The organism is Isoptericola sp. NPDC060185, from assembly GCF_042728595.1.
GTDB lineage: Bacteria > Actinomycetota > Actinomycetes > Actinomycetales > Cellulomonadaceae > Isoptericola.
In genome coordinates this window covers 1-20,980 of sequence record NZ_JBHWYY010000005.1, presented here as the reverse complement: position 1 = coordinate 20,980, position 20,980 = coordinate 1, and the positions used below count along the sequence as shown (strand labels likewise).

Annotated in this window: 18 protein-coding genes; 8 read left to right on the top strand and 10 right to left on the bottom strand. The window is 74.3% G+C overall.

The window, feature by feature from the left end:
• Positions 1-27: 27 nt before the first annotated feature.
• The 5 genes from ACFWDO_RS03220 to ACFWDO_RS03200 all read right to left on the bottom strand — a co-directional run bounded on the left by ACFWDO_RS03220 (position 28) and on the right by ACFWDO_RS03200 (position 6,178).
• A complete protein-coding gene (locus tag ACFWDO_RS03220; protein WP_380317498.1) occupies positions 28-864 on the bottom strand; it encodes a YceI family protein in 837 nt (278 codons plus the stop codon).
• 2 nt (positions 865-866) lie between these two features.
• Positions 867-3,401, bottom strand: coding sequence for an MFS transporter (locus ACFWDO_RS03215; RefSeq protein WP_380317501.1), 2,535 nt, complete (start codon positions 3,399-3,401; stop codon positions 867-869).
• 66 nt (positions 3,402-3,467) lie between these two features.
• The gene (locus ACFWDO_RS03210; RefSeq protein WP_380317504.1) at positions 3,468-3,932 is read right to left on the bottom strand and encodes a MarR family winged helix-turn-helix transcriptional regulator; all 465 of its coding nucleotides are present in this window, start codon (positions 3,930-3,932) and stop codon (positions 3,468-3,470) included.
• A 113-nt stretch (positions 3,933-4,045) separates the two neighbouring features.
• Complete coding sequence (pgm, locus tag ACFWDO_RS03205; RefSeq protein ID WP_380317507.1) at positions 4,046-5,725, bottom strand: phosphoglucomutase (alpha-D-glucose-1,6-bisphosphate-dependent); 1,680 nt, start codon at positions 5,723-5,725, stop codon at positions 4,046-4,048.
• 51 nt (positions 5,726-5,776) lie between these two features.
• Positions 5,777-6,178: a hypothetical protein gene (locus ACFWDO_RS03200; protein WP_380317510.1), complete on the bottom strand. Its 402-nt coding sequence runs from the start codon at positions 6,176-6,178 to the stop codon at positions 5,777-5,779.
• 221 nt (positions 6,179-6,399) lie between these two features.
• Between ACFWDO_RS03200 and ACFWDO_RS03195 the strand changes: the two genes are divergently transcribed.
• Both ACFWDO_RS03195 and ACFWDO_RS03190 read left to right on the top strand, forming a co-directional pair.
• Complete coding sequence (locus tag ACFWDO_RS03195; RefSeq protein WP_380317513.1) at positions 6,400-7,323, top strand: hypothetical protein; 924 nt, start codon at positions 6,400-6,402, stop codon at positions 7,321-7,323.
• A gap of 54 nt (positions 7,324-7,377) precedes the next feature.
• Entirely contained in the window at positions 7,378-8,190 is an 813-nt protein-coding gene (locus tag ACFWDO_RS03190) for a hypothetical protein (RefSeq protein ID WP_380317516.1), read from the top strand.
• Positions 8,191-8,327: 137 nt separating this feature from the next.
• Here the strand turns inward: ACFWDO_RS03190 and ACFWDO_RS03185 are convergent, their stop codons facing one another.
• A complete protein-coding gene (locus ACFWDO_RS03185) occupies positions 8,328-9,953 on the bottom strand; it encodes a family 10 glycosylhydrolase (protein ID WP_380317519.1) in 1,626 nt (541 codons plus the stop codon).
• Positions 9,954-10,108: 155 nt separating this feature from the next.
• Here ACFWDO_RS03185 and ACFWDO_RS03180 point away from each other — a divergent pair, with 155 nt between their 5' ends.
• The gene (locus tag ACFWDO_RS03180) at positions 10,109-11,080 is read left to right on the top strand and encodes an SH3 domain-containing protein (RefSeq protein ID WP_380317522.1); all 972 of its coding nucleotides are present in this window, start codon (positions 10,109-10,111) and stop codon (positions 11,078-11,080) included.
• A gap of 15 nt (positions 11,081-11,095) precedes the next feature.
• Here the strand turns inward: ACFWDO_RS03180 and ACFWDO_RS03175 are convergent, their stop codons facing one another.
• Complete coding sequence (locus tag ACFWDO_RS03175; RefSeq protein ID WP_380317525.1) at positions 11,096-11,884, bottom strand: SDR family oxidoreductase; 789 nt, start codon at positions 11,882-11,884, stop codon at positions 11,096-11,098.
• A gap of 203 nt (positions 11,885-12,087) precedes the next feature.
• Between ACFWDO_RS03175 and ACFWDO_RS03170 the strand changes: the two genes are divergently transcribed.
• Positions 12,088-12,939, top strand: a complete 852-nt coding sequence (locus tag ACFWDO_RS03170; protein WP_380317528.1) for a helix-turn-helix transcriptional regulator — start codon at positions 12,088-12,090, stop codon at positions 12,937-12,939.
• Positions 12,940-13,041: 102 nt separating this feature from the next.
• Here ACFWDO_RS03170 and purB read toward each other — a convergent pair whose 3' ends face one another.
• Together purB and ACFWDO_RS03160 are read right to left on the bottom strand one after the other, a co-directional pair.
• A complete protein-coding gene (gene purB / locus ACFWDO_RS03165; RefSeq protein WP_380317531.1) occupies positions 13,042-14,550 on the bottom strand; it encodes an adenylosuccinate lyase in 1,509 nt (502 codons plus the stop codon).
• Positions 14,551-14,643: 93 nt separating this feature from the next.
• Entirely contained in the window at positions 14,644-16,005 is a 1,362-nt protein-coding gene (locus ACFWDO_RS03160; protein ID WP_380326155.1) for an FAD-binding oxidoreductase, read from the bottom strand.
• Positions 16,006-16,111: 106 nt separating this feature from the next.
• On the opposite strand from ACFWDO_RS03160, the gene ACFWDO_RS03155 reads away from it, so the two are divergent.
• The 3 genes from ACFWDO_RS03155 to ACFWDO_RS03145 all read left to right on the top strand — a co-directional run bounded on the left by ACFWDO_RS03155 (position 16,112) and on the right by ACFWDO_RS03145 (position 19,324).
• Positions 16,112-17,026 (top strand): sigma-70 family RNA polymerase sigma factor, encoded by a 915-nt coding sequence (locus ACFWDO_RS03155; protein WP_380326158.1) that lies wholly within the window; start codon positions 16,112-16,114, stop codon positions 17,024-17,026.
• A 202-nt stretch (positions 17,027-17,228) separates the two neighbouring features.
• Positions 17,229-17,504, top strand: a complete 276-nt coding sequence (locus tag ACFWDO_RS03150) for a hypothetical protein (RefSeq protein WP_380326161.1) — start codon at positions 17,229-17,231, stop codon at positions 17,502-17,504.
• Positions 17,501-19,324, top strand: coding sequence for a hypothetical protein (locus ACFWDO_RS03145; protein WP_380326164.1), 1,824 nt, complete (start codon positions 17,501-17,503; stop codon positions 19,322-19,324). The genes ACFWDO_RS03150 and ACFWDO_RS03145 overlap by 4 nt, the downstream gene beginning before the upstream one ends.
• A gap of 42 nt (positions 19,325-19,366) precedes the next feature.
• On the opposite strand, the gene ACFWDO_RS03140 is transcribed toward ACFWDO_RS03145, so the two are convergent.
• Entirely contained in the window at positions 19,367-19,765 is a 399-nt protein-coding gene (locus ACFWDO_RS03140) for a phage holin family protein (protein WP_380326167.1), read from the bottom strand.
• Positions 19,766-19,825: 60 nt separating this feature from the next.
• On the opposite strand from ACFWDO_RS03140, the gene hisC reads away from it, so the two are divergent.
• Positions 19,826-20,938 carry a histidinol-phosphate transaminase gene (hisC, locus tag ACFWDO_RS03135; protein ID WP_380326170.1) on the top strand — a complete coding sequence of 371 codons (1,113 nt, stop codon included), beginning with the start codon at positions 19,826-19,828 and terminating at the stop codon, positions 20,936-20,938.
• Positions 20,939-20,980 lie beyond the last annotated feature (42 nt).

Here is a 20,980-nt window from a genome sequence, read left to right as displayed (position 1 = left end):
CGTGCGGGCTCGCCTAGATCATCCGTGTCAGCCGGGGAGCGTGTCGCCCTGCGCGGCCTGGATCTCCAGCTCCACCTTGAGGGTGGTGCCGACGATGGCGACGCCGGCGGCGGCCACCTCGTTGTACCGGATGGCGAACGCGTCCCGGCGCAGCTCGGTCGTGGCGCGGAAGGCCGCGCGCACCACGCCCTGGGCGTCGGCGCCGGTGCCCAGATAGGTGAGGTCCAGGTCGACGGGGTGCGCGCGGCCGTGCAGGGTGAGCTCGCCGTGCACGGTCCAGCGGCCGTCCGCGACGGGAGTCAGGCCGGCGGAGCGGTACGTGATGTGCTCGTACCGCTCCACGTCGAGGAAGTCCGGGGACCGCAGGTGGCCGTCGCGGTAGGCGTTGCCGGTGTCGATGGACGCCGCGGCGATCACGGCGGCCACGCCGGAGCGCGAGACGTCGCCGGGGGCGACGTCGATGCGGCCGGCGAGCTCCGTGAACCGGCCCCGCACGCTGGAGATGCCCAGGTGCTGGGCCACGGCCGTCACCGACGAGTGCGCCGGGTCGATCGTCCACGGCCCGGGCGGCGGCAGTTCCGTGCCGCCCTGCCGGGCCAGGGTCACGGTGCCGAGGGCGGCGCGCCCCGCGGCGGTGACGATCGTCGACGTCGCGGCGGGCGCGTAGCCCACCGCGGTGACGATCGCGACGTACGCGCCGGGCGTCAGCGCGGCCTCGCCGCGCACCGCGCCGTCGTCGTCCGCGTCAGCACGCAGCACCTGCGCGCCGGCGGCGTCCGTCAGCGTGACGACGGCGTGCGGCACGGCCCACCCGTCACGCGTCCGGACCGTCGCGGTCAGCATCCCGGTCACCTGCTCGCTCACGCTCACTCTGCGGGGTGGGCGAGGTCGATGTCGTGGCCCTCGACGCCCGCGCCGGTGAGGCTCAGCGCCGTCGCCGCCGGCGGGTAGCCCGTCGCGATGACGGTGTACTCGCCGCCGTCCAGGTCGGCGAACGCGTAGGCGCCGTCCGTCCCGGTCGTGGCCGTGCCGGCGACGTTGCCCGCCGCGTCGACGAGCGTCACGCGGGCGTCCGCCAGCGGGCCGTGCGGGGCGCGCACGACGCCGGTCACCCGGGCGCCCGCCGCGAGCTCCACCTCGACGCGGGTGACGCCGGTGGCGCCCACCTCGACGGGCAGCGCCCGGGGGCGGAAGCCGGCGGCGTTGACCGCGACGGTGACCGGGCCCGGCACGAGCTCCTCGAGCGCGAACGTGCCGTCCTCGGCCGTGGTGACGCTCGCCTGCAGGTCGCCGCGCACGTCGGTGACCAGCACCATCGCGCCCGCGACGGGCTGCTGGTCCGCGCCGCGCACGACGCCGCGCAGGCCGCTGGTGCCGCTGAGCAGCACGTCGTGGGCCAGCGGGACGGAGCCGACGACGATCGTCGACGCCTGCGGCTGGAACCCGTCGGCCGACGCGATGAGCACGTACGTGCCGGCGCCGGGGGCGTCGACGGAGTACGCGCCGTCGGACCGCGCGATGGCCAGGCCGAGCTGGCGCCCGCCCAGCGAGATGAGGGTGAGGGCCGCCTGTGGCAGCGGCGCGCCCTCGGCCCCGCGGACACTGCCGTGCACGGAGACACTGCCGTGCACGGAGACACCACCGTGCACGGTGACGCCCGGGCCGTCGCCGTCGCCGACGGGCGCGACGTCCGCCGTCGATGCGGCCCGCCGGGCCGTCGGCTCGGCACCGACCGCGACGAGCTCCGGGACGTACTGCTCGGTGTCCGCGTCGGCCTCCGCCTCCGACGCCGCCTCCTCGGCGGCGGACTGCGCCATCGCGCCCTTGGTCTGCAGCGGGACCTCCTTGATGAAGACCACGAGCAGGAAGGCGACGAGGGCGGCGCACGCGCCGATGAGGAAGACGTCCGCGATGCCGTGCCCGTACGCGCTCTCGAGGATGCCGCGCAGCGGCTCGGGCACCTGGTCCATGTCCGGGATCTCGCCGGAGCCGCCGGCGGCGCCCTGGGCCGCGCCGGCGGCCTTCGGGCCGAGCGTCGCGAGCCCGTCCGCGACGTAGTCGGGGATCCGGTGCGCGAGGACGGCGCCGAGCGCGGAGACGCCGATGGCGCCGCCGAGCGAGCGGAAGAAGGTGACGAGGGAGCTGGCGGAGCCGAGGTCCGTGGGGGCCACCTGGTTCTGCGTGCAGAGCACGAGGTTCTGCATCATCATGCCGACGCCGATGCCCATCACGGCCATGAAGACGGCGACGTGCCAGTACTCGGTGTCGTAGCGGATGGTGCTCAGCAGCCCGAGCCCGGCGGTCAGCAGCAGGGCACCGGAGACGAGCCAGCCCTTCCACCGGCCGGTGCGGGTGATGATGAGGCCCGACGCCGTCGACGAGACGAACAGGCCGCCGATCATCGGGATGGTCATGACGCCGGCCATCGTGGGGGACTGGTCGCGCGCCAGCTGGAAGTACTGGCTGAAGAAAATGGTGCCGGCGAACATCGCCACGCCCACGAAGAGCGACGCCACGGAGGACAGCGCCACCGTGCGGTTGCGGAACAGCCGCATGGGGATGATCGGCTGGGAGACCTTCGACTCGACCAGCACGAACAGCAGCACGAGGACGAGCGCGCCGCCCGTCATCGCGTACGTCTGCCAGGAGTTCCAGTCGTACTTGTCGCCCGCGAACGTGACCCACAGGAGCAGCAGGCAGACGGCGGCGGTGGAGAGGAACGCGCCGCCCCAGTCGATCTTCACGTTGTCGCGCTTCACGACCGGCAGGTGCAGGGTCTTCTGCAGCACGACCAGCGCGACGAGCGCGAACGGCACGCCCACGTAGAAGCACCAGCGCCAGCCGAGCCAGTCGGTGTCCGTGATGACGCCGCCGAGCAGCGGGCCGCCCACGGTCGCGACGGCGAACGTGGCGCCGAGGTACCCGGAGTACCGGCCGCGCTCGCGCGGGGCGATCATCGTCGCCATGACGATCTGCGCCAGCGCCGACAGGCCGCCGGTGCCGATGCCCTGGAACACGCGGCAGACGATGAGCCACTCGGCGGACTGGGCGAGCCCGGCGGCCGCGGAGGCGAGCACGAAGATCACCAGCGCGACCTGGACCAGCACCTTCTTGCTGAACAGGTCGGCGAGCTTGCCCCACAGCGGGGTGGTGGCCGTCATCGACAGCAGCGACGCCGTGACCACCCAGGTGTAGGCCGACTGGCCGCCGCCGAGCTCGGCGATGACCTCCGGCAGGGCGTTCGAGACGATCGTCGAGGACAGGATCGCGACGAACATGCCCAGCATGAGGCCCGACAAGGCCTCCAGGATCTGCCGGTGGCTCATCGAGACCCCGGGCTGGTGGTCGGTGCGCCCACCGCGCTTGGCGTGCGCGGGCGCCGCCGTCGTGGTCGATGCCATGAAGGTCCTCTCAGGATGCTGCGGTCCGAGGATGCTCGGGCTCGCGGGTCGTGCTCGGGGCGGGAGTCAGGCCCGGGCGGGGACGGCGCCGCGGGGCGCCGTCGGGCAGTCGGCGAAGCTGCCGTGCAGGCGGGCCATGAGCCCGACGAGCCGGTCGATCTCCTCGCCGTCCCAGTCGTCCATCCGCTCGGCGAACAGGCGGGACGTGCGCGCGACGATCTGCTCGAGCTTCTCCAGCCCGGTGGGGGTGAGGCTGGCGATCCACGACCGCCCGTCGTCGGGGTCGCGCGTGCGTTCGACCCAGCCCTGGTCGACGGCGTGGGACACGTGCCGGCTGGTGACGGACAGGTCGATCCAGAGCTGGTCGGCGAGCGCGGTCAGGCGCATCGGCCCCCGGCGGCGCAGCGTCGACAGCACGGCGGTCGGCCCGACCGGGCAGTCGTGCGGCAGGTTCCGCACGATGGTGCGCTTGACGACGCCGACGGCCCGCAGCTGTCGCTGGAGCTCCTCGTACCGTGCGTGCTCAGGCATGCTCGCCCACTCCCTGATCGGTTGCGGGGAGCAAACATAAAAACGTTGCCTGCTGAAATCAAATTCCGACCGCGATGCGGACGCCGCCCGTACGGGCGGTACTCAGGAAGGGGTCAGGCGTCGCCGAGCGCGCCGTCCACGAGCTCCTTGGCGGAGGCCTGCACCTCGGCGAGGTGGTCGGCCGACACGAACGACTCGGCGTAGATCTTGTACACGTCCTCCGTGCCCGACGGGCGGGCGGCGAACCACGCGTCGGAGGTGGTCACCTTGAGGCCGCCGATGGTGGCGCCGTTGCCGGGCGCCTCCGTGAGCGTCGCGGTGATGTCCTGCCCGGCGAGGGTCGTCGAGGTCACCTCGTCAGGGGAGAGGGCGGACAGGCGCGCCTTCTGCTCGCGCGACGCGGGCGCGTCCACGCGGGCGTACCAGGACTCGCCGTGGCGGGCGACGAGGTCGGCGTGGTGCTCCGACGGGGTGCGGCCGGTGGTCGCGATGATCTCCGACGCGAGCAGGGCCAGCAGCAGGCCGTCCTTGTCGGTGGACCACACGCGGCCGTCGCGGCGCAGGAACGACGCCCCCGCCGACTCCTCGCCGCCGAACCCGACCTCGCCGTCCAGCAGGCCGGGCACGAACCACTTGAAGCCCACCGGCACCTCGACCAGGCGCCGGCCCAGGCCGGCCGCGACCCGGTCGATCAGCGCCGACGACACGAGCGTCTTGCCGATCGCGGCACCCTCGGGCCAGCCGGGGCGCGCGCCGCCGTACAGATACTCGATCGCGACGGCCAGGTAGTGGTTCGGGTTCATGAGGCCCGCGTCGGGGGTGACGATGCCGTGCCGGTCGGAGTCCGCGTCGTTGCCGGTCGCGACGTCGAACGGCGCGTCGCCCTGCATGCGCTCCACCAGCGACGCCATCGCGTACGGGGAGCTGCAGTCCATGCGGATCTTGCCGTCCCAGTCGAGCGTCATGAACGACCAGCGCGGGTCCACCTGCGGGTTCACCACGGTGAGGTCGAGGTCGTACCGCTCGCCGATCGCGCCCCAGTACTCCACCGACGCGCCGCCCAACGGGTCCGCGCCGATGCGCACGCCGGCGGAACGGATCGCGTCGAGGTCGACGACGTTCGGCAGGTCGTCGACGTACGTCGTGAGGAAGTCGTGCTTGTGCGTGGTGTCGGCCGCGAGCGCGTCCTCGAGCGCGACGCGGCGCACCGACCCGAGCCCGCCGGTGCGGAGGATCTCGTTGGCGCGGTCCGCGATCCAGCCCGTGGCCTCGGACCCGGCGGGGCCGCCGTGCGGCGGGTTGTACTTGAAGCCGCCGTCGCGCGGCGGGTTGTGCGACGGCGTGACGACGATGCCGTCCGCGAGCCCCGGGCCCGTGGTGCGCACGCCGTCGCCCGTCGTCGCGCCGTTGTGGATGAGGATCGACTGCGACACCGCCGGCGTGGGCGTGAACGAGTCGCGCGCGTCCACCATGACGGTGACGCCCGCGGCCGCCAGCACCTCCAGCGCCGTCTGCCACGCCGGCAGCGACAGCGCGTGCGTGTCGCGGCCGATGAACAGCGGCCCGTCCGTGCCCTGCGACGCCCGGTACTCCACGATCGCCTGCGTGATCGCCGCGATGTGCGCCTCGTTGAACGCCGTGTCCAGGCTGGAGCCCCGGTGGCCGGACGTGCCGAACACCACCTGCTGGGCCGGGTCCGCGACGTCGGGCACAAGGTCGTAGTACGCGCCCACCACCTGGTCGACGTCGATGAGGTCGCTGTCCTGGGCCGGCATCCCCGCGCGTTCGTGCATGGGGTCGATCCTGCCAGCCACCGGATGATTCGCCCAGGCTGAACGCGGCGGCTACTTCGTCGCGGCGGCCTTCGCCGTGTCGATGATCTCGCCCGGGGTGCCGCACGTCTCCATCGCGAACGACGGGGACTCGTCGGACATGAAGATGTACGCGTTCGGGTCGGTGGGGTCCGCCGGGGCCGCCATCTCCTGGTACACGTCGTAGATCTGCGCCTCCGAGTAGCCCTGCGCCGACAGCTCGAGCACCCCGTTCACGTACGGGACGCAGAGCGCCTCCTTCAGCGCCTGGCTCATGTGGCCCTCGGGCGGGACCGAGGCGAGCGTGCGGATCGTGAAGAACTGGAAGGCGAGGATCGTCAGCGTGGCCACCGCGGCGACGGCGGCGGCCCACGCGGTCACCTTCGCGGCCCTCGTGCTGCGCGGCGGTGGGGTAGGCGTGGTGTCCTCGGACATGCGTGGTCCCTCTCGGTCGTGAGTCGGTCGACGGTGACGACGCACCGGGCGCGACGCTGCGCGGGGGTGCGTGGACGAGGCAACTGTCCAGCGCGGCCAGCTCGGTGGCAACGCACCCCGCGGGGAGCGTGGCGATCCTGACGTCGTGACCGCCGGTACCGTGACCCGGTGCACCTGGACCCGCCCCGACGGCGCGTGGCCGCGGCGACCCGAGCCGCCCTGTGACCGCGCTCGTGGCCCCGGCAGGGGACGAGCCGAGCGTGCGGGCCGTGGCCCGCGAGGCGGTGGCCGTGCTGCGGTCGGGTGCGGGTCGATCGGGCGCCGCGCGGTCGGACGCCGCGTGGTTCGACGCCGCGTGGTTCGACGACCTGCGCGACCTGCACCGCCGCCGTCGGCACATGGTGCGGACGGCACGTGAGCCAGAGCCGCTGCCCGAGCCGTCGCCCGCCGAGCGGAGCGCGCGCCGCCGCTCGACGGCGTACCGGGCCGTGTGGGGCACGGTGCTCGGTGTCGGGCTCCTGGCGGTGCTGGTGCTGGCGCCGATGTTCGCCCCGCCGGGACGCAAGAACGCCTTCATCCAGCCGGAGGACGCCGCCTCGCTCGCGCTGGTCGCGGCGTGGGTGGCGGTCCCCGCGCTGCTCGTCGGCCTCGCGCTGCGCGTGCCGGACCGGGAGGCCGCCGTCGTCGGCGAGACGTTCGCCGTGACCGTCGGCGGGCTGGCGGCCGCGCTCCTGATCTACCGCGCGGCGGTCGGCACGGGCGACGGCCGGGGCTTCACCGCGGCCGACCTGGCGTGGTGGGTCCCCGCGACCGCGGCGGCCGTGGCGCTCGCGGCCGGGATCGCGCTGCGCTGCGACCGGGCGCGTCGTCGCGGGCCGGCCGCGCCGCCACGTCGGCCGCAGCGCGCGTCGGGGACGAACACGCGGGTCGAACGCGAGCTGCGCCGCACGGCCGAGCGGCTGGCGGCGCGCCCGGTCCCGGACGACGTCGAGGCGGCGTGGCAGCGCCGGCTCGCGGTGCTCGGGCGGCGCGCCGTCGACCCGGAGACCCTGGTGCAGGCGCGGGCGACGACGCCCGTCGGGTGGCTCGTCTCCGTCTGCCACGACGCGCACACGGACCTGGCGCACGTGCTCGCGGGACGCTGAGGACGACGGAGGCGTCGTCGTCTAGCGTGTGCGCATGCCACAGGAAGGACCGGCATGAGCCTCCCGTACGCCGACGCCCAGGAGTGGGCGCGCGACCAGTCGCTGGCGAACGTGCCGCGGCTGGCGCGGCTCGAGGCGTTCGCGTTCCAGCACCACCGGGACGTCGTGGCGACGTTCGGCGCGCACGGCGCGGACCTGGCGGCGCGCTGGTCGCCGCCGCCGTCCCGGGTGCGGCGGGCGGGGACCGCGCTGCTCGGGGTGCTGACGGTGATCGCGCTGGCGTCGCCGGTGCTGGGGGTGGCCGTGTACATGACCGACCCGGTCAGCTTCCCGACCGCGGGGGAGGTGTCCGCCGGCGTCGCGGTGCCGTTCGCCTCGGCGTGCTTCGTCGTGGCCGCCCTCGTGCAGGTCGTCCTGTGGGTGCTGTGGTTCCGCGGCGGCGCGAGGTGGTCGCCGGAGCTGCTGGGCATCGCCGGGGTGTCCGGCGTGCTGGCCGCCTGCGCGGCGATCGCCCTGCCGCAGATCGCGCGGGAGGGCGGGGTCGAGGCGCCCGCGTACGGGGCGGTGATCGCGACCCTGCTCCTGGCGGCGGGGCTCGTCGTCGCGATCCTCGCGCGGCGTCACGTGCGGCCGGACGAGGTGGAGGACCCGGGCCCGCCCGCCCCGCCCTCGCTGTCCGACCGGGAGGCCGCGCGGCGGGCGGTCGCCGCCCTGCCGCCCGCGGAGCAGGACCGGGCTCGCGCGGACCGTGACGCAGCCCTGCGCGTCCTCGCCGAGCGTGGCCTGCTGGACGACGACGAGCTCGGCCGCGCTCTCGGAGCCGACCTCGGCACGCTCTTCGCCCTCGACCCGATCCGGCCGGGCTGACCCGCTGGACGTGAGCATGCTGGACGTGAGCATGCTGGACGTGAGCATGCTGGACGTGGATGGAGCCCCCCGCCCGGTGAGGGGGCGGGGGGCTCCTGCGGCTCACGTTACCGCGGCCACACTCTTTGGTATACCTCTCACGCGGAGCGGGGGCGGCTGGGCCGCGACTCGTTCCACACGCGGTCGAGGGCGGTCACGACGTACGTGTAGCTCTCGCCCGGCGTGGCGGTGACGTCCGTGAAGTACTGCTCGACGTCCCCCGACGAGCGCACGGTCGCGAGGAGGTTGCGCGCGTCCTCGACGTCGACGGAGACGCCGCTCCCGGCGGCCCGGTAGACGGCGAACGACGTGGCCGCCGTCCGGCGCGGGCCGGTGTCGAGCCACTTGAGGGCCACTCCGTCGGCCCCTGCCGTCGCCTCCGCGAGGACCGGCACGCGCACGGGAGTGGCGGGCAGGTGCGCCATCGCGGGGACCAGCGCGGGGTGGCTGTAGTGGTCCGCGCGGACGCGGGACATGGAGCCCTTCGGGTCCGCCGGCACGTGCACGGCCGAGAAGTACACGTTGCCGTGGACGGGGGTGCCCGCGGCGTCCAGCTCCGCGCAGTAGGTGAGGTGGTTCGACAGCTCGGCGGGGTCGGTGAACACCCCCGAGGTGACCTTGTAGAGCGCCTCGCCCACGTACAGGTGGGTGCCGGACTGCGCCGCCACGTCGGCCCACCACGGCACAAGCTTGCGGTAGTCGGCGACGGCGAGCCCGAACTGCCAGTAGATCTGCGGGTTGATGTAGTCGAGCCAGCCCTCGAGCACCCACTTGCGGGTGTCGGCGAACTGGCCGTCGTAGCTCTGCGACCCGGCGGTGTCCGAGCCGGCGGGGTCCGTGGCCTTGTTGCGCCAGATGCCGAACGGGCTGATGCCGAACTTGACCCAGGGCTTGAGCTCCTTGATCCGCCCCGAGATCGTCTGCACGAAGGTGTCGACGTTGTGCCGCCGCCACTCCTCGATGGTCGCGAAGCCGTCGCCGTGCGCGGCGTACGTGCCGGCGTCGGGCAGGGTCTGCCCGGCCACCGGGTAGGGGTAGAAGTAGTCGTCGAAGTGCACGCCGTCGATGTCGTAGTGCTCGACGCTGTGCAGGATCGCCGCGTAGATGTGCTCGCGCGCCTCCGGCAGGCCCGGGTCGAAGTAGAGCTTGCCGCCGAACGGCCACACCCAGTCGGGGTGCTGCCGGGCGGGGTGGGTGGGGACGAGCTTCGTGGGGTCCGTCTGCATCGACACGCGGTACGGGTTGTACCAGGCGTGCAGCTCGAGGTTGCGGGCGTGCGTCTCGGAGACGGCGAACCCGAGCGGGTCGAAGCCGGGGTCGCCGCCCTGCGTGCCGGTGAGGTACTGCGACCACGGCTCGTACGGGCTGGGCCAGAAGGCGTCCGCCGTCGGGCGCACCTGGACGAAGACGGCGTTGAGGTTCATGTCCGCGGCGACGTCGAGCCAGTGCAGGTACTCGGCCTTGAGCTCGTCGGCGCTCAGGCCGGTGCGCGACGGCCAGTCGATGTTCACGACGGACGAGATCCACATCGCGCGCAGCTCGCGCTTGCGCACGGCGCTGCCGGCGGCGTCGACGGCCGCAGCGGCGCCGGCCTCCGCGGCGTCCGCGGGCGTCATCGAGCCGACGGCGACCGACAGCGTCGAGCCGGCGATCCCCGCGGCGGCGAGGGTGAGGAAGCCGCGCCGGTCGAGGGCGGCGGCGCGGGAGACGGACGGGTGCGTCATTGCAGGTCCTCCGGGTCAGGGGCTCGGTAAGAGAGTTTCACGCTCGGACTTGCTGGTGAAGACGAGTGTCCCGGATGTCGCACCGCGCGCGCCACCCCACGGGGCGTGCTTACCGTGCGTCCTGGGCAACGATGCCCACGGCTTGAGGGGGCCACATGCGCACCGTGCGACGCATCATCACGACCGGGATCACGGCGGGGGTCGCCGGCGTCCTGGCGCTCACCACCGGGGTGGCGGGAGCAGGGGCGGCATCCGCCGCCGTCCGGCCGCTGCCCGACAGGACCTACGGGCTCTCGTCCTACTACGGGCCGCGCTGCATGCCGATCCGCGGGGCGTCCACGTACCACCTGGGCCAGGACATGAGTGCGTCCAAGGGGGTCGACGTGAGGTCCGTCGCCGCCGGCACGGTCGTGAAGGCCGGCTCCGCGCCGGGCTTCGGGCAGGTGGTCGTCGTGCGGTCGAGCGTCGACGGCGGCAAGGTCTACTCCGTCTACGGCCACGTCATCGACGGGGACCGGTACGTCAAGGCCGGCAAGACCGTGAAGCGCGGCCAGCACATCGCCGACGTCGGCAGCTCCGGCACCTCGACGGCGCCGCACCTCCACCTGGAGATCTGGAAGGGCGCGTACAAGGGGTCCGGCAAGACCGCGGACCCCTACTACTGGATGAAGAACCACGGGGCGTCGCTCACCGCGGGCGCGACGTGGGCCGCCAAGCGCGTCGTGCCGACGTCGTGCACCTACTGGACGACCACCAGCGTGAACCTCCGCTCCGGCCCGAGCACCGCCTACCGGGTCCTCACGACCGTCAAGGTCAACCGCAAGCTCACCGCCAAGCCCGGCGCGAGCTCGGGCGTCTGGCGCAAGGTGACGTACAGCGGCACGACCGGCTGGATGCACGCCGACTACGTGTCGCCCACGCTCACGTCGCTGGGCACCCGCTACGTCCAGGTCAACGGCCTGCGCCTGCGGGCGAAGCCGAGCACGAGCGCCGCGATCCTCGGCTCCATGAACAAGGGCAAGGCGGTCAAGAAGATCTGGCCGGCGTCGAACGGCTGGGTGAAGGTCTACGTCGACGGCAAGCAGGGCTTCGTCGCCACGAGGTACCTCGGGACGACCAAGCCCTGACCTGCCGCGGAGACGTCAGGCGGCGTGCGGGTCGGTCGAGTGCGGGTCGGAGGCGTTGAGGCGCGCGACCGTCGCCTCGTACGCGCCCGACGTCTCCGCGAACCGCAGGAACTTCACGCCCTCGACCAGGATCTCGTGCGCGTCGGGGCGGGTCGCGAGCAGCTCGACCGTCTCGTCCGCGAACGCGTCGAGCGGCATGGCGATCGGGCTGTCCTCCTGTCCTGGCATGAGCGCCGTCCGCACGGCGGGCGGCACGATCTCGATCACCTGGACGCCCGCGGGCTCGAGCTGCAGCCGGATGCCCTCGCTGAGGCGGTGGATCGCGGCCTTGGTCGCGTTGTAGGTGGGCGTCACCGCGAGCGGCACGTGCGCCAGCCCGGACGAGACGGTGACGAACGCGGCGCCCGCGCCCGACCCCGCGCGGGCGCGCAGCTGCGGCAGGAACGCCGCCGCGAGGCGGATCGGGCCGAGCAGGTTGGTCGCGACCGTCCGCTCGGCGACGGCGAGGAAGTCCGGCGACGTCCAGTCCTCGGCCTGCATGATCCCCGCCATCGCGACGACGACGTCGAGGTCCGGGTGCCGGGCGAGGACCTCGTCCCGGGCCGCGTCGATGCTCGCGGGGTCCGCCGTGTCGATGCGGACGGCGTCGATCCCGGGGTGGGCGGCCACGATCTCGTCGAGCAGGGCGGTGCGGCGGCCGCCCACGATCACGGTGCTGCCGCGGGCCTGCAGGCGCAGGGCCAAGGCGAGGCCGATGCCGCTCGTCGCGCCGGGGATGAAGACGGTGCTGCGGGTGATGTCCATGCCGTCCACCGTGCGTCGAGCGCCGCCGGGGCGGGAGAGGAGCGGTCATCGGGGGACCGGCGGTCCCTGGCTGCGGTCTGGTCGTGCCGGCGGCGACGGCGGACGATGGGCGCATGGCTCATGAAGGACGCACGGCTCCTGAAGGACGCACGGCTCCTGAAGGACGCACGGCTCCTGAAGGACGCACGGCTCCTGAAGGACGCATGGACCGTGCCGCCGACCGTCGAGAGCTCGCCGAGTTCCTCCGCCGCCGCCGCGAGGCGGTGCAGCCCGCCGACGTGGGCCTCCCCGCCGGCGCGCGACGCCGCACCGCCGGCCTGCGGCGGGAGGAGGTCGCGGCGCTCGCGGCGATGTCCGCGGACTACTACACGCGGCTCGAGCAGCAGCGCGGCCCGCAGCCGAGCGAGCAGATGCTCGCGTCGCTCGCGCGGGCCCTGCGGCTCACCGACGACGAGCGGGACTATCTGTTCCGCGTCGCCGGCCGCGGCGCGCCCGACCGCGTGACGATGTCGTCGCACGTGTCGCCCGCGCTGCTGCGCGTGCTCGACCGCCTGTCCGACACGCCCGCCCTCGTGCTCTCCGCCCTCGGCGAGACGCTGGTCGCGAACGACCTCGCCGTCGCCCTCCTCGGCGACCGGTCCGCGCTGACGGGCTGGGCGCGCAGCGACGTCTACCGCTGGTTCACCGACCCGGGCGAGCGGCTGCTGTATCCCGAGGACGACCGCGACCGGCAGGGGAGATCCCTCGTCTCCACCCTGCGCGCGGCGCACGGGATGCTCGGCCCGCGCTCGCGGGCGGGGGAGCTGGTGCGGGAGCTGCGCGGGCGCAGCCCGGAGTTCGCCGAGCTCTGGGACCGGCACGAGGTGCACCAGCGCTTCGCGGACCACAAGACCCTGCTGCACCCGGAGGTCGGCCCCGTCGAGCTGGACTGCCAGGTGCTGTTCACCGAGGACCAGACGCAGGCGCTGCTGGTGCTCACCGCCCCGCCCCGCTCCGAGGCGGAGGAGAAGCTCGCGCTGCTCGCCGTCCTCGGCCGGCAGGCGATGGCGCGCTGACGGGTCACGCACCCGGGCTCGACGCCGAACAGGCGGTTGTGCACCTTCTCGTGGCGTATGAGGTGCGCAACCGCCTGTTCGGCGCTCGGGCGAGGGGCTTGGTCAGGCCAGGTAGTCCTCGACGAGCCGTGCGGCGATGCCGGTGTACGACGCGGGCGTGAGCTCCGCGAGGCGGGCGGCGACGTCGTCGGGCAGGCCGAGGCCGGCGACGAACTCGCGCATCCGGGCGGCGTCGACGCGCTGGCCGCGGGTGAGCTCCTTGAGGCGCTCGTACGGGTTCTCCATGCCCTCGACGCCGGCGACGGAGGCGGCGCGCATCGCGGACTGGACGGGCTCGCCGAGCACCTCCCAGTTGTGGTCGAGGTCGTCGGCCATGAGCGCGGCGTTGACGTTGAGCGCCTTGAGGCCGCGGCGCACGTTGTCGATGGCGAGCAGCGAGTGGCCGAACGCCGGGCCGATGTTGCGCTGCGTGGTGGAGTCGGTGAGGTCGCGCTGCAGGCGGGAGGTCACGAGCGTCGCCGACAGGGTGTCGAGCAGCGAGCAGGAGATCTCGAGGTTCGCCTCGGCGTTCTCGAACCGGATCGGGTTGACCTTGTGCGGCATCGTCGACGACCCGGTGGCGCCCGCCACGGGGATCTGCGTGAAGAAGCCCAGCGAGATGTACGTCCACACGTCGGTCGCGAGGTTGTGCAGGATCCGGTTGAAGCGGGCGACGTCGGCGTAGACCTCCGCCTGCCAGTCGTGCGACTCGATCTGCGTGGTCAGCGGGTTCCACACCAGGCCCAGGTGCTCCACGAACGCCTTCGACACCGCCGGCCAGTCCGCGCCCGGGACGGCGACGACGTGCGCGCCGTAGGTGCCGGTGGCGCCGTTGAGCTTGCCCAGGTACTCGGCGCCCTCGATGCGGCGCAGCTGGCGGCGCAGACGGTGCGCGAGGACGGCGAGCTCCTTGCCCATCGTCGTCGGCGTGGCCGGCTGCCCGTGCGTGCGGCTCAGCATCGGGACCTCGGCGTGCTCGCGGGCCATGCCGGCGAGCTGGTCGGTCAGCGCGGTCGCGGCGGGCAGCCACACGTCGCGCACGCCGCCCTGCACCATGAGCGCGTACGACAGGTTGTTGATGTCCTCGGACGTGCACGCGAAGTGCACGAGCTCGCTCGCGGCGGGCAGGCTCGTCGCCTCGCCCAGGGCCTCGGGGGCCGCGGCGATGCGGCGCTTGATGAAGTACTCGACGGCCTTGACGTCGTGCACCGTCTCCCGCTCGATGGCGGCCAGCTCGGCGATCTCGTCCGCCCCGAACGTGGCCGGGATGGCGCGCAGGTAGGCGATCTCGGCGTCGGTCAGCGTCGGCGCGCCGGGGACGACGGCGCCGGGGGTCTCGGCCGTGCCGTTGCACAGCGTGACCAGCCACTCGACCTCGACGTGGATGCGCGCCCGGTTGAGCGCGGCCTCGCTGAGGTGGTCCACCAGAGGCGCGACGGCGCCGCGGTAGCGGCCGTCGAGCGGCCCGAGGGCGATCGGCGGGGTGACGTCCGCGAGGTTGACGCGGTCGGTCGCGGGGGTCGGGACGTCGGACGGCGAGGTCTGCGGCGCGGGGGAGGTCACGGCCCACATTCTCCCACGGGCCCCGTGCGATGTTGTGAGCGGAGGATTGGCCCTGTCTCGGCCCGAAACAGGGCCAATCCTCCGCTCACAACGCGGTCGAGGTCAGCCGAGGAGCGGGTAGTCCCCCCGGATCGTGCCACGTGGGTCGCGGGCGCGCTTGAGGTCGCGCAGCCGGGCGAGGGCGGCGTCGTCGTACGCGGCCGCCGCGCTCTCGCCCGGGGCGAGGAACGTGGCCGGCTTGCGCAGCGTGGCGTTCCCGGCGAGCTCGGCGGGCAGCGCCTCGAGGCGGTGGCCGACGGCGGCCGCGATCCCCGGCTCGAACGCCAGCCCGAACGCGTACAGCAGGAACGGCTCGTCGATCGCTCCCAGCGCTCCCGCGCCGTCCCCGGGCGTGGCGAGCGCGCCGCCCAGGTGCCGCAGCTGGAGCACGAGCAGTGGCGCGACCGAGGTGGTGAACAGGCGCTCCACGGCCTCGTCGTCGATGCCGCGCAGCAGCTCGGCGCGGCCCTTCCCCGCGGCGGGGTCGGTGGGGTCGGCGGTGATGTCGCCGACGTCCGCCAGCGCGACCGGGCCGATCGCGGCGTCGACTCCCGGCCCCAGGATGCCGGGGACGGCGTCGAACGGCCGCAGCAGCTCGCGCGCCCCGGCGGCGTCGCCGAGGTGGGCGGCGTGCACGACGACGACGGCCGGCGCGCCCGGCGCCTCCACCCGCGACAGCCACACGCTGAGCTCCGGCGGGGCCGCCGTCGTGACCTCGCGGAAGACGGCGAGCACCTCCGCGGCGCGCTCGGCCGGCCACGCGAGCTTGCCGCCCGAGAACGCGGGCACCGGCTCCAGGTCGATCTCCATCGCGGTCACGACGGCGAGGTCGCCGCCCCCGCCGCGCAGCGCCCAGAACAGCTCCGGGTCCGTGGCTGCGGTGACGGTGACCTGCGCGCCCGACGGGTCGACGACGTCGAACGACCGCACGTGGTCGGCCGCCAGGCCGTGCACCCGGCTGAACCAGCCGAGCCCGCCGCCGAGCGTGTAGCCGACGGCGCCCACGCCGGGGGCGCTGCCGAGGAGCGTCGTGAGGCCGTGCGGGGCGGCCGCGGCCTGCACCGCGCCCCACGACGCGCCCGCGCCCAGGCGGGCCGTGCGGCGCAGCGGGTCCACCCGGACGTCGTCGAGGTGGCCCGTGCGCAGCAGGACCGTACCCGCCACGTCGCCGGTCGCGCCGTGCCCGGTGGCCTGGGCGGCGACCGTGAGCCCGGCGGCCGCGGCACGGCGCACCGTCGCGGCGGCGTCGGCGGAGTCGGCGGCCTCCACCACCGCCGCGACGGGCTGGCGCACCGCGAGGTTCCACGGCGTCGACGCCCGGTCGAACCCGTCGTCTCCGGGCAGCAGCAGCCGGCCGGTCAGATCGGCGGAGAGGGCCGCGGCCAGGCTGCGGACGGCGGTGTCGTGCGAGGTCAGGGAGGTCATGCGGGGCTCCTCGGTGATGGGCCGGTGTCGTACCCGCGTGGTGGGGTGGGCACCGGCAGCGTGCGCTGTCCCCTCTCTGACACGGCGCGGCGAAGGAGTGTGACCGATGAGCACGGATCAGTTCACGGCAGGCCAGCTCATGGCGGACCAGTTCGAGACGTTCCGCCCGCACCTGCGCACGGTCGCCTACCGCGTGCTGGGCTCCACCGCCGACGCCGAGGACGCCGTGCAGGACGCGTGGGTGCGCGCGCACGCCGCGGGCACGGCCGGGGTGGAGAACCTCGGCGGCTGGCTCACGACGATCGTCGGCCGCGTGGCCCTCAACCTCCTGCGCTCGCGGTCCACCCGCCGCGAGACGCCGTGGGGCGGCGTGCCGGGGGACGGACCCGACTGGGGCGGGCACCTGCCCGACCTGCTCGTCGCGCCGGTCGACGAGCTGGACGACCCGGAGCGGCGGGCGGTGGAGTCGGACGAGGTCGGCGCCGCGCTGATGGTGGTGCTGGACACCCTGGCGCCCGCCGAGCGCGTCGCCTTCGTGCTGCACGACCAGTTCAGCGTGCCGTTCGAGGAGATCGCGCCGCTCGTGGACCGGTCGCTCCCCGCGACGCGCCAGCTCGCCAGCCGCGCGCGGCGCAAGGTGCGCGACGCCGTGCCTGCGCAGGACGACGTCGCGCGGCGTCGCGAGGTCGTGGCCGCGTACCTGGCGGCCTCCCAGGCGGGCGACCTGGAGGGGCTCGTGGAGCTCCTCGACCCGGAGGTCACGCTGCGCCTCGACTATGGGCCGGGGGAGCTGTCGCGGGTGCTGCGCGGCGCGGCGGCGGTGGCGGGGCAGGCGCGCCTGCACTTCGGCACCGCGCGGTTCTCGCGACTCGCCCTGGTGGGCGGGTCGCCCGGGCTGGTCACGGTGGTCGAGGACGGCACGGTCTACGCCGTGCTCGCCTTCACCGTGCGCGGCGGCCGGGTGGTGGGCATCGACATCCTGTCCGACCGCGCGAGGCTGAACGGCGCGCTGTCTCTCTAGACGACATCGCTTGAGAGGACGTCGCTTGAGTGGACGTCGCTTGAGACGACATCGCTTGAGTGGACGTCGCTGGAGTGGACGTCGCTGGAGAGGACGTCCCCGCCGCGCCCCGCGGCCGGGACGCTGCCCCCAGCCGGTGTTCGTCCACAGGCGGCGGTCGCTCGACCGTGGACGGCGCGTCCGTCCGCCTAGCGTCCCGGGCATGACCTCGCCGCCCTCCCCGTGCCCGCCCGTCCCGCCGGCCCCGTCCGTCCCGAACGCCACCCTCGGCATCACGCCGGCCGCCGAGGCGAGGATGCTGGCGGTGAGGGCCTGCGGCGACGTCGACGATGCCGCGGCGGACGCACGGCACAGCCTCGCCGTCTCCTGGGAGTCCGACGCGGCGGACCGGTTCCGGCAGGAGGTCGCGGACCTGCTGACCGGGCTCGGCGCCGACCGGCAGCTCGTCGAGGAGGCGGCGGCGGTGCTGGCGCGGTGAGCGAGCGACTTCCCCCGGCCGAGACGCTGTCCGTCACCGGCGGTCGCGGGCTCGCGCGGGTGGACGCCGACGCCGTGCAGGGCGCCGCGCTGCTCCTCGACGACGTCGCCGACCAGCTGCGGCGGGCGTCCACGAGGTGCCTCGCCGCCCGGACGGCCCTGCACCGGCAGCAGTGGGAGCAGGACCCGGCGGGCGGCCTGTTCCCCGCGGCGTCCACGGCGCACGAGGACGCCGTCGCCTCCGCGGCCGCCGCCCGGCTGGGCGACGTGGCGGCCCGCCTGCGCCACCGGGCGTCGGGCGCCGACCGCTGCGCGCGCCGGCTGCGGATCGCCGCCGGCCTCTACCGTGCGGCCGAGAGCCTGGCGGAGCACGCCGCCGGTGCGGGGCTGAGATGGATCACCCTGGGCCTCGGCGCAGCGGTGGGGGCGCTGACGGTCCCCCTGCAGGTCGTCGCGGCGGGGAAGCGGTACGTGGACCGGTTCGGCCTGCCGTTCGGGGGCCCGGTCGCGGACCGGCTCGCTCCCGTCGTGGCCCCCGTCGTCGAGCCGATCGTGGATCCCCTCGTCGACCGGGTCCGCGGCACGTCCGCCGAGGAGGGCACCGAGGCGGGGCTGCTCGGCGTGCAGGCCAGTACCCCGCCTGCCCCGCGCGCCGCGGAGGTGATCGGCGGTCACGACGGCACCTGGGCGAACTTCTGGAGGGTGATCGCGCCTCAGGCCGACGACCTGGTCGGGGGCTTCGCCAGCGGCTACTCGCTCGCCGTCCCGTGGCGGTGGCGCGACCTCGAGCGGTTCCGAGACGGCGGCCCCGGCGCGCTCGTCGACGGCGTCACCCGGGGCGCCGGCGGGCTCGCGGACCTCGTCGACGCGATGCTGCCGGCGTCCGAGGTGCGGGTGCTGGCGCTCACGGACGCCGACCTGGCAGGGCCGCCGCCGGCCTGGGCGGACGCGCCGTCGGGCACCGTCTCCGAGGCGCTCGCCCGCCTGGGCGACCTCTATCCGGACGGCAGCGGGGTGGTCGGGCGTCCGGCGGCGGGGGCGCCCGAGGGCACGCTCGCGGTGGAGCGCGTGACCCACGACGACGGAACGACGACGTGGACCGTGCTGATCCCCGGCACGCAGGACATGCTGGGCACGTCGAACCCGTTCGACGCCGCCACCGACCTGCAGCTCATGGCCCACGAGAGTGCCGACGTGTCCGCGGCGGTGGAGCAGGCGCTCGACGACGCCGGCGCCGCGGACGACGAGCCCGTGGTGCTGGTCGGGCACAGCCTGGGCGGCATCGCGGCGACGGCGCTCGCGGCGTCGCCGGCCTTCCGGGCGAAGCACCCGGTGGGCGGCGTCGTGACCGCGGGCTCGCCGACGGCCACGTTCGCCACCCCGGCCGGGGTCCCCGTGCTGCACCTGGAGAACGACGAGGAGCTCGTGTCGGCGACCGACGGGCGTGCCGCCGCCGGGAACCCGGCGACCGCCGACCGCGTCACGGTGGCGCGGCGGCTGCTGGACTCGACGGACCCGGTCGACCTCACCGCGTCGGGCTCGATCTCGCTGGCGCACGGGATCCCCACGCACCTGCGGACCCTCGAGGCGGTGGAGCGGTCCGGCAACGTGCCGACGGCGGGCGTGACGCGACGGCTGGAGCGGTTGCTCGGCGGCGCGCGGGCCAGCACGCGCCTGTTCGCGGCCCGCCGGGTCGGGGAGAACGGCGCCGGGGAGAGCGGCGCCGGGGAGAGCACGCCGGTCGTGCTGGCGCCGGGGACGACGTCGTCTGGGACGACGTCGCCCCCGCCGGGAGTCCCGACGGGGGCGACGCTGCACTGAGATGCTGCACCAAGGGGCTGCATCGAGACGAGCGGTGCGGGCTCAGCCCTTCTTGGGCGCGAACGCCCCGATGATCGCCTGCAGCACCGCGAGGATGAGGGCGATCCAGATGAACCACCAGAAGCCGCCGCTCACGTCGACGCCCCAGTCGCCGAACCAACCCTGGTCGGTGACCCAGGTGGTGAGCCACAGGACGAAGGCGTTGATGACGAGGTAGAAGAGCCCCAGCGTGAGGATCAGGAGCGGGATCGAGATGATGCTGACGATCGGCTTCACGAAGCTGCTGATGATCGTGAAGACCAGCGCGACGCCGAGGATCGACAGGACGTAGGTCAGCAGGTTGTCGCCGTCGTACGCGGGCTTGATCTCGAGGTTGGTGAAGATCAGGTCGCTCAGCCACAACGCCACAGCCGTGACAAGGGTGCGGACGATGAAGTTCATGCGGCCATCGTGGCACGTCAGGGCCCGGACCTGGGGGAGGGTGGAGGCGAGGTGGCATCCTTGACCGCTGTGACATCCCCCGCCGACTCGCCGCTCGTCCAGAAATCCGCCGTCCCGCTGCGCGCCGCCGTCGCCGCGCTGCCCCCGTACGTGCCGGGCGCCCGCCCCGCGGAGGGGGCGAAGCTGTGGAAGCTGTCGTCGAACGAGAACCCGTACCCGCCGCTGCCGTCCGTCCTCGAGGCGATCACGAAGGCCGCGGAGGAGACCAACCGCTACCCCGACATGTACGCCACGGAGCTGGTCGAGGCGCTCGCCGCCCACGTGGGCGTGCCGGCCGAGCAGGTCGTGGTGGGCAACGGCTCGGTGGCCGTGCTCGGGCACGTGCTGCAGGCGGTCGTGGAGCACGGTGACGAGGTCGTGTTCCCGTGGCGCTCGTTCGAGGCGTACCCGATCGTGGTCGCCGTCGCGGGCGGCACGGCCGTCACCGTCCCCGTGGCCGCCGACGGGCGGCTCGACCTGCCCGCCATGGCCGCCGCCGTCACGCCGCGCACCCGCGTCGTCATGGTCTGCACGCCCAACAACCCCACCGGGCCGGTCGTGCACGCCGACGAGCTGGAGGCCTTCCTCGCCGCGGTCCCGCGCGACGTGCTGGTGATCGTCGACGAGGCCTACCTCGAGTTCGTGCGCGACCCGCAGGCTCCCGACGGCGTGGACCTGCTGCGCCGGCACGCGAACGTCGTCCTGCTGCGCACGCTGTCGAAGGCGTACGGCCTGGCGGGCCTGCGCGTCGGGTACGCCGTCGCGGAGCCGCGCCTGGCCGCCGGGATCCGGGCGGTGTCCACGCCGTTCGGCGTGAACCACATCGCCCAGCGGGCCGCCCTCGCGTCCTTGGAGCACGTCGCGCAGGAGGAGCTGCGCGTGCGGGTCGACGCCCTGGTCGCTGAACGCGACCGCGTCACCGCGGCGCTGCGCGCGCAGGGCTGGGACCTGCCCGAGACGCACGCCAACTTCGTCTGGTTCCCGCTGGGCGAGGAGACCATGGCCCGCGCCGCCGAGGCGACCGCGGCCGGCGTCCTCGTGCGCCCGTTCGCCGGCGACGGCCTGCGCGTCAGCATCGGTGAGGTCGAGGCGAACGACGCGTTCCTCGCCGTCGCCGCCACCTGGCGCCCCTGATCTCGTTGTGAGCGGGCGTTTGGCCCTGTTTCGGTCCGAAAC

What these genes read in the sequence shown, in the direction of transcription:
- ACFWDO_RS03180 (WP_380317522.1), top strand. Translation starts at nt 10,109, where the DNA reads ATGCGCACCGTGCGACGCATCATCACGACCGGGATCACGGCGGGGGTC.
- ACFWDO_RS03200 (WP_380317510.1), bottom strand. Translation starts at nt 6,178, where the DNA reads ATGTCCGAGGACACCACGCCTACCCCACCGCCGCGCAGCACGAGGGCC.
- ACFWDO_RS03185 (WP_380317519.1), bottom strand. Translation starts at nt 9,953, where the DNA reads ATGACGCACCCGTCCGTCTCCCGCGCCGCCGCCCTCGACCGGCGCGGC.
- ACFWDO_RS03170 (WP_380317528.1), top strand. Translation starts at nt 12,088, where the DNA reads ATGGACCGTGCCGCCGACCGTCGAGAGCTCGCCGAGTTCCTCCGCCGC.
- ACFWDO_RS03215 (WP_380317501.1), bottom strand. Translation starts at nt 3,401, where the DNA reads ATGGCATCGACCACGACGGCGGCGCCCGCGCACGCCAAGCGCGGTGGG.
- ACFWDO_RS03160 (WP_380326155.1), bottom strand. Translation starts at nt 16,005, where the DNA reads ATGACCTCCCTGACCTCGCACGACACCGCCGTCCGCAGCCTGGCCGCG.
- purB (WP_380317531.1), bottom strand. Translation starts at nt 14,550, where the DNA reads ATGTGGGCCGTGACCTCCCCCGCGCCGCAGACCTCGCCGTCCGACGTC.
- ACFWDO_RS03210 (WP_380317504.1), bottom strand. Translation starts at nt 3,932, where the DNA reads ATGCCTGAGCACGCACGGTACGAGGAGCTCCAGCGACAGCTGCGGGCC.
- pgm (WP_380317507.1), bottom strand. Translation starts at nt 5,725, where the DNA reads ATGCACGAACGCGCGGGGATGCCGGCCCAGGACAGCGACCTCATCGAC.
- ACFWDO_RS03155 (WP_380326158.1), top strand. Translation starts at nt 16,112, where the DNA reads ATGAGCACGGATCAGTTCACGGCAGGCCAGCTCATGGCGGACCAGTTC.
- ACFWDO_RS03140 (WP_380326167.1), bottom strand. Translation starts at nt 19,765, where the DNA reads ATGAACTTCATCGTCCGCACCCTTGTCACGGCTGTGGCGTTGTGGCTG.
- ACFWDO_RS03175 (WP_380317525.1), bottom strand. Translation starts at nt 11,884, where the DNA reads ATGGACATCACCCGCAGCACCGTCTTCATCCCCGGCGCGACGAGCGGC.
- ACFWDO_RS03190 (WP_380317516.1), top strand. Translation starts at nt 7,378, where the DNA reads ATGAGCCTCCCGTACGCCGACGCCCAGGAGTGGGCGCGCGACCAGTCG.
- ACFWDO_RS03150 (WP_380326161.1), top strand. Translation starts at nt 17,229, where the DNA reads ATGACCTCGCCGCCCTCCCCGTGCCCGCCCGTCCCGCCGGCCCCGTCC.